At 69.0% G+C, this 5,685-nt stretch carries 2 protein-coding genes; both read left to right on the forward strand.

Features of this window, described 5'->3' with window-relative positions; all coding sequences use genetic code 11:
• Positions 1-83: 83 nt before the first annotated feature.
• On the forward strand, positions 84-836 hold the full coding sequence (locus tag AZG88_RS28830; protein WP_005250759.1) for a GntR family transcriptional regulator: 753 nt from the start codon (positions 84-86) through the stop codon (positions 834-836).
• Between the two features lie 305 nt (positions 837-1,141).
• Positions 1,142-5,623, forward strand: a complete 4,482-nt coding sequence (locus tag AZG88_RS28835; RefSeq protein WP_061699847.1) for an AAA domain-containing protein — start codon at positions 1,142-1,144, stop codon at positions 5,621-5,623.
• Positions 5,624-5,685 lie beyond the last annotated feature (62 nt).

The following is a 5,685-nucleotide window of genomic DNA, read 5'->3' on the forward strand; positions in this document are numbered from 1 at the left end:
GATCCAGCGCAACGTCATCGTCTCGCAACTCGTGTCGCGGGGCGGTCTGTAGTCCGGCAACCTGCACGTAGGATCGGTGCGCGATGAACGGTAGGGAACGAGAACGAGAGACGGAGCCGGCGTACCAGCTGGTGTCGAAGCAGCTCCGTGAACACATAGCCGCGGGCAAGTACCGCGGCGGCCTCAAGCTCCCCACCGAATTCGAGCTCGCGGAACAGCACGGCGTGAGCCGGCAGACCGTGCGACGCGCATTCCAGGACCTGGTAGCCGAGGGCATCGTCTACCGGGTCCCGGGCCGCGGGACGTTCGCAGCCGAGTCCGACGGCCGATACCTGCGTCAGCTGGGGTCGATCGAGGATCTGATGAATCTGTCCACCGACACCACCATGGAGGTGGTCTCGCCGCTGCGCCGCCGGGTCGACATCGAGGCCGCGAGCAGGCTCCGCCTCGACACCGACCTCGTCCACACGGTCGTGTTCCGGCGCCGCCACGACGACACCCCGTTCGTACTGACCACCGTGTACCTTCCCGACGAGATCGCCCGGCTCGTCGTCGACGCACCCGAGATGTCCGAGGGCGCCGTCAGTGCGTACACGATCATCGGTCTGCTGGAGCCGCACCTGCGCAGCCCCATCATCGAGGCGGCCCAATCGATCACGGTCGCGCCCGCCCCCGCGGACGTGGCCCGCGAACTCGGCTGCCCCGAAGGCCATTCGATGCTGCGGGTGGACCGCCTCTATTCCGATTCGGAAGGGCGGACCGTCGAGTTGGCGGTCAGCTACTTCCTGCCCGAGCACTACACCTACCGCGTGACCCTGCGACGTGGCGGACGCTGACCGTCCGCGTCCTCCTCGGGATCGGCGTCTGCCGCCGCCGTCCGCGCGCTCGACCCACGTTTCCACGACCACATCCCGGCGCTGCTGCCGTTCCGTCCCGAACTCCGCGACAGGCCGGGGACTTCACCGCCGGCCCGGGTGAACAGTGGAGACCGACCGGTACGCATCGAGGTCCGATCGGCAGCTCGAGCGACCGTCCAGTCCCTCTGCCAGGGGATGACGCCTCGAACTTCACCCCCTCGACCCGATAGTGTGCACGGCGGGGGCAAGCGCACGTCATCACCGAGAATTCGCAGAGGTTTACATTGTCGAGTCCCGAAAACGACGCCGAGCTCGCAGGCCGCGTCCAGCGCCTGCTGCAGTTCCTGCGCGAGATCGTCAGGGCTCGCACGAAGCCGGTTCTCCGCGTCGACCAGCACGAACAGGTCGAATGGCTGCATCAGGACGGCCGGACGATCCAACTCGATTCCGACGCCGCGCAGGGTGACATCGTCCTGCGTGTGCCCCTCATCGGCGTCGAGGATCCGCCGGAACTACCCGCGGTCCTGGCCGGCTGGGTGGACGCGTCGGCCCGCTCCGACAGCTCGCGTTCCGATCTGGAACTGAACGCGTCCGACGCCTACGCAGAGGACTCCGACGAGGAATACGACGTGCGTCGCGCGTACGACGTCCGGCAGGCGTTCGACGCCTACGTGCCGCGCTGGCAGGCGTGGGCGAAGGCCGACCGGGAGCGTCGCCCGCACGCCGATCTGTACCAGTCGTTGCAGCGGATGCTGCAGGAGCTGAACGCCCGCCCCGAGTCGATCGAACTCGTTCTCGCGTCCGGCCTGCTGACCCTGGCGGGCGCCGGTCCGGTCGACGGCGTCCAGACCCACCTGGTCACCCAGTCCGCGAGCATCCACCGCGACCCCCGGACCGGCGACCTGCTGGTGCGGCTGATCGCGGGCTCCCAGCCCCGGCTCGAGGACTCCCAGCTGTTCACCGGACTGGACATTTACGACAGCGCGCACGCGATGCCGCTGCAGAAGCAACTGCAGGACACGGCCGCGTCGCCGCTGAGCGACGGCGTTCGCGCACTGCTCGCGGAGTGGGCACCGAAGTCGCTGATGACGCCTGTCACGGTGCGGGACGGCGTCCGGCCACCCGACGCCGACGCCGACGGCACCCTCACCCTGTCACCGGCCCTGGTCCTGCGGAAGCGCAGTGCGTTCGCCCTGGTCGAATATTACGAGCAGATGATCTCCCACCTCGAACGCGACGGCGCGACCGTTCCCCTCGGGCTCGCGCAGCTGGTCGAGGCGATCGAACCGGCAGACCGGCTGTCGTGGCTCGAGCGCACCGGCGCCGCCACCTCGTCGACGCTCGCCGAAGACCCGCTCTTCCCGCTCCCGGCCAACGCCGAGCAGTCGCAGATCATCGAGCGGCTCGGCGGCGACAGCGGAGTGGTGGTCGAGGGCCCGCCCGGCACGGGCAAGACCCACACGATCGCCAACCTGGTGTCAGCGCTGCTCGCGCGCGGCCAGCGGGTACTCGTCACGAGCGAGAAGGCGCAGGCGCTCCGGGTGCTGAGGGACAAGCTCCCACCCGAGATGCAGGAACTGTGCGTCTCCATCACCGACCTCTCCCGCGGCGGCTCCGACGAGCTCACCCGCAGCGTCGCGACGATCGCCGAACGGAAGTCGTCGTTCAACCCGCACAGCGAGGGCCAGAAGATCGCCGATCTCCGCGCCCAGCGGGACGAGGCCGTGCAGAAGCGGGCCGTCGTGCTCGAGCAGGTGAAGGCGCTGCGCGAGTCCGAGACCTACCTCCACGACGCTGTCGCGGACGGCTACGAGGGCACCGCCGCCACCATCGTCCGCAAGGTCATGGGCCTGCAGGACGCCTTCGAGTGGCTTCCCGGTCCGCTGCTGAGCGAGCAGCCGCCCCTCACCGGCACCGAGGTCGAGACGCTGCGCCGGCTGTCGGTGACGGCGTCCCCCGAACGGGCGCAGCGGTCCCGTCAGACGCTTCCCGCGCTCGACTCGCTGCTGCCCAACCGGGCCGAACTCGAACGGCTCTGCTCGCGGGCGTCGACCAGCGTCCCCATCGACACCCCGCAGTCGGCGCATCTGCTCGAGGTCCTCGGGGGCGTGGACCCCGAGACCGCGTACACCGTTCGCCGGCACTGCAAGGAACTGCAGGCGCGCGCTCACGACGTGCTCGATCTCGACGGTCAGTTCCAGAGCCTCGCCGACACGGTCCTCTCCGGCCGGGCGACGCACCTGTGGGGTCGGCTGGACGCTCTGCCCGCGATCGTCGAGGCGGCCGCGGCCGCCGACCGCTACATCGGTGCGCACGACGTCCAGTGCGCCGTCATGACCCGACCCGCACTGCAGGCGGTCGGTGCACTCGCCGTCGCGATGGAATCCGGTGCCGTCGAGTGGAAGGCACGTTTCCGTCGCAGCGAAGAGCAGAAGGCCGTCGAAGAACTTGGCCTCGATGCCACCGTCGACGGCGCACCCGCCACGACCGCCGCCACGGTGCGGCTCGTGACCGAGCACCTGCGCGCCCACGACGCCGCGCAGACCGCCGCCACCCTGCTGGCGGATCTCCGGATTCCGGTGGACATGAACGGTTCCCGTGCCGTCCAGGTCGACAGCCTCAACATGATCGTCGGCCGGGTGGCCCGGGTGCGCGCCCTCCTCGTCGCCCGCGACGCGCTGGCCCGCGAACTGTTCGCGCTGTCCCCGAACGCGCCGCGGATCCGTACTCTCGCGGACGCCGTCGCGGTGGCCGGGGCCGCAGAGGCGATCACCACGCGTGCCGACGTGGACAGTGCCCGTGCGGAACTCGACGCCATCGTCTCGACCGTCTCCACCGAGGTCGACGCGGGACCGTCACCGGAAGGCACCGCCCTGGTGGCCGCGCTCGATCAGGCCGACAACACGGCCCTCTCGGATGCCCTCAGCCGCTACGCGATCGCCCGCGTCGAACAGCAGGATCAGCGGCTGTTCGACGAACTGTCCGACAAACTCTCACCCGTCGCCCCGGCACTGTACGAATTGGTGCGCAGGACGGCGGCGCTCACCGAGTGGGACGAGATGAGCTGGCAGATGTCGGAGGCGTGGGCGTGGCGCCGTGCCCGCCAATGGGTCACCGAGCAGCATCGTGCCGGTCGTGAGCAGGAACTGGAAGCCGAACTCAACGCCGTCGACGCGGATCTCGCGCATCTGACGGCGCGGCTCGCGGCGGCCACCGCCTGGCGCGACTGCCTCGAACATCTGACGGCGGATCAGGTGCGGGCGTTGCAGACGTACCGCGAACACATTTCGAGCATCGGCGCAGGTGCCGGTAAGTATGCCGAGAAGTACCGCAGCGCAGCACGATCCGCGATGGGCGAGGCGCAGGGCGCGGTGCCCGCGTGGGTGATGCCGCTGCAGCAGGTGCTCGCGTCGATCCCGCCCGTACCGGGCAGCTTCGACGTCGTCATCGTCGACGAGGCGAGCCAAGCCGACATCACCAACCTGTTCCTGCTGTGGCTGGCGCCGCGGGTGATCGTCGTCGGAGACGACAAACAGTGCGCACCCGCCGACATCCCCACCACCGGCACCCTCGACGACGTGTTCACCCGGCTCGACGCCTACCTGCCGGACCTTCCGGAGTACGTCCAGGCCACACTCACGCCGCGGTCGAGCCTGTTCTCGATCCTGCGCACCAGCTTCGGGCAGGTGGTCCGGCTCCGCGAGCACTTCCGCTCGATGCCCGAGATCATCAACTGGTCGAGCACCCAATTCTACGGCGAACTGCCGCTCGTCCCGGTGCGGCAATTCGGCGCGGACCGGCTTCCGCCACTGAAACATACGTACGTATCCGACGCCACCGTGGCGGGCAAGGACGCGACGCTGACCAACCACGTCGAGGCCGCCGCCCTCGTCGACCAGCTCATCGAATGCCTCGTCGACCCCCGCTACGACGGCAAGACGTTCGGAATCGTGGTGCTGCAGGGACAGTCCCAGGTCGACGCCATCCGAACCGAGCTCGTCAAGCGCATCGGCATCGAACAGTGGGAGCAGCGGCGACTGCGGGTCGGGACGCCGCCCGACTTCCAGGGCGACGAACGGAGCGTCGTCTTCCTGTCGATGGTGGTGGGACCCGAGCAGAACTTCGCACCACTGACGGCGAACCAGTACAAGCGACGGTTCAACGTCGCGGCGTCACGCGCACAGGACCAGCTGTGGCTGTTCCACTCCGTGACCGTCGACGAACTGAAGCGGGCCGACCTGCGCAACTCCCTGCTCAGCTACATGATGTCGACGTCGCCGGCACCGGCCGACCCCATGCCGCAGGACGTCGACCGCGACGTCCGGATCCCGCCGTTCGACAATCTGCTCGAGCAGCGGGTGTTCAACGACATCGCCGACCGCGGCTACCACGTCAATTCCCAAGTCGAGGTGAACAATCGGCGCATCGACCTCGTCGTCACCGGCGGCACCATGAGACTCGCCGTCGAATGCGACGGCGACGCGTTCTCGACCACCCCGGAACAGCGGATCGCGGACCTCGAACGCGAACAGGAACTCAAACGGTGCGGCTGGACGTTCTGGCGCGTCCGCGAGTCGGAGTACTACCTCGACCCGAAGGCTGCCCTGTCGAGTCTGTGGGACACGCTGGACAACCTTGGCATCGCGCCGCACGCGGTGGATCACGCGATCGCCATCGAAGCGGCCGCCACCGAGCGGGCAGCGCGCGACGCCGCCGCGTCCGAGCGCGGAAAGCACGCGGCCCCGATAGGCGCTTCGCGCCCGTGAGTACTTATTAACGTCCCGGGGGCTGTTTCAAATTTCCGGGTCGGGTCTCCGCGTGCCGCGGC

The organism is Rhodococcus sp. LB1 (assembly GCF_001583455.1).
Taxonomy (GTDB): domain Bacteria; phylum Actinomycetota; class Actinomycetes; order Mycobacteriales; family Mycobacteriaceae; genus Rhodococcus_F; species Rhodococcus_F opacus.

What these genes read in the sequence shown, in the direction of transcription:
- AZG88_RS28830 (WP_005250759.1), top strand. Translation starts at nt 84, where the DNA reads ATGAACGGTAGGGAACGAGAACGAGAGACGGAGCCGGCGTACCAGCTG.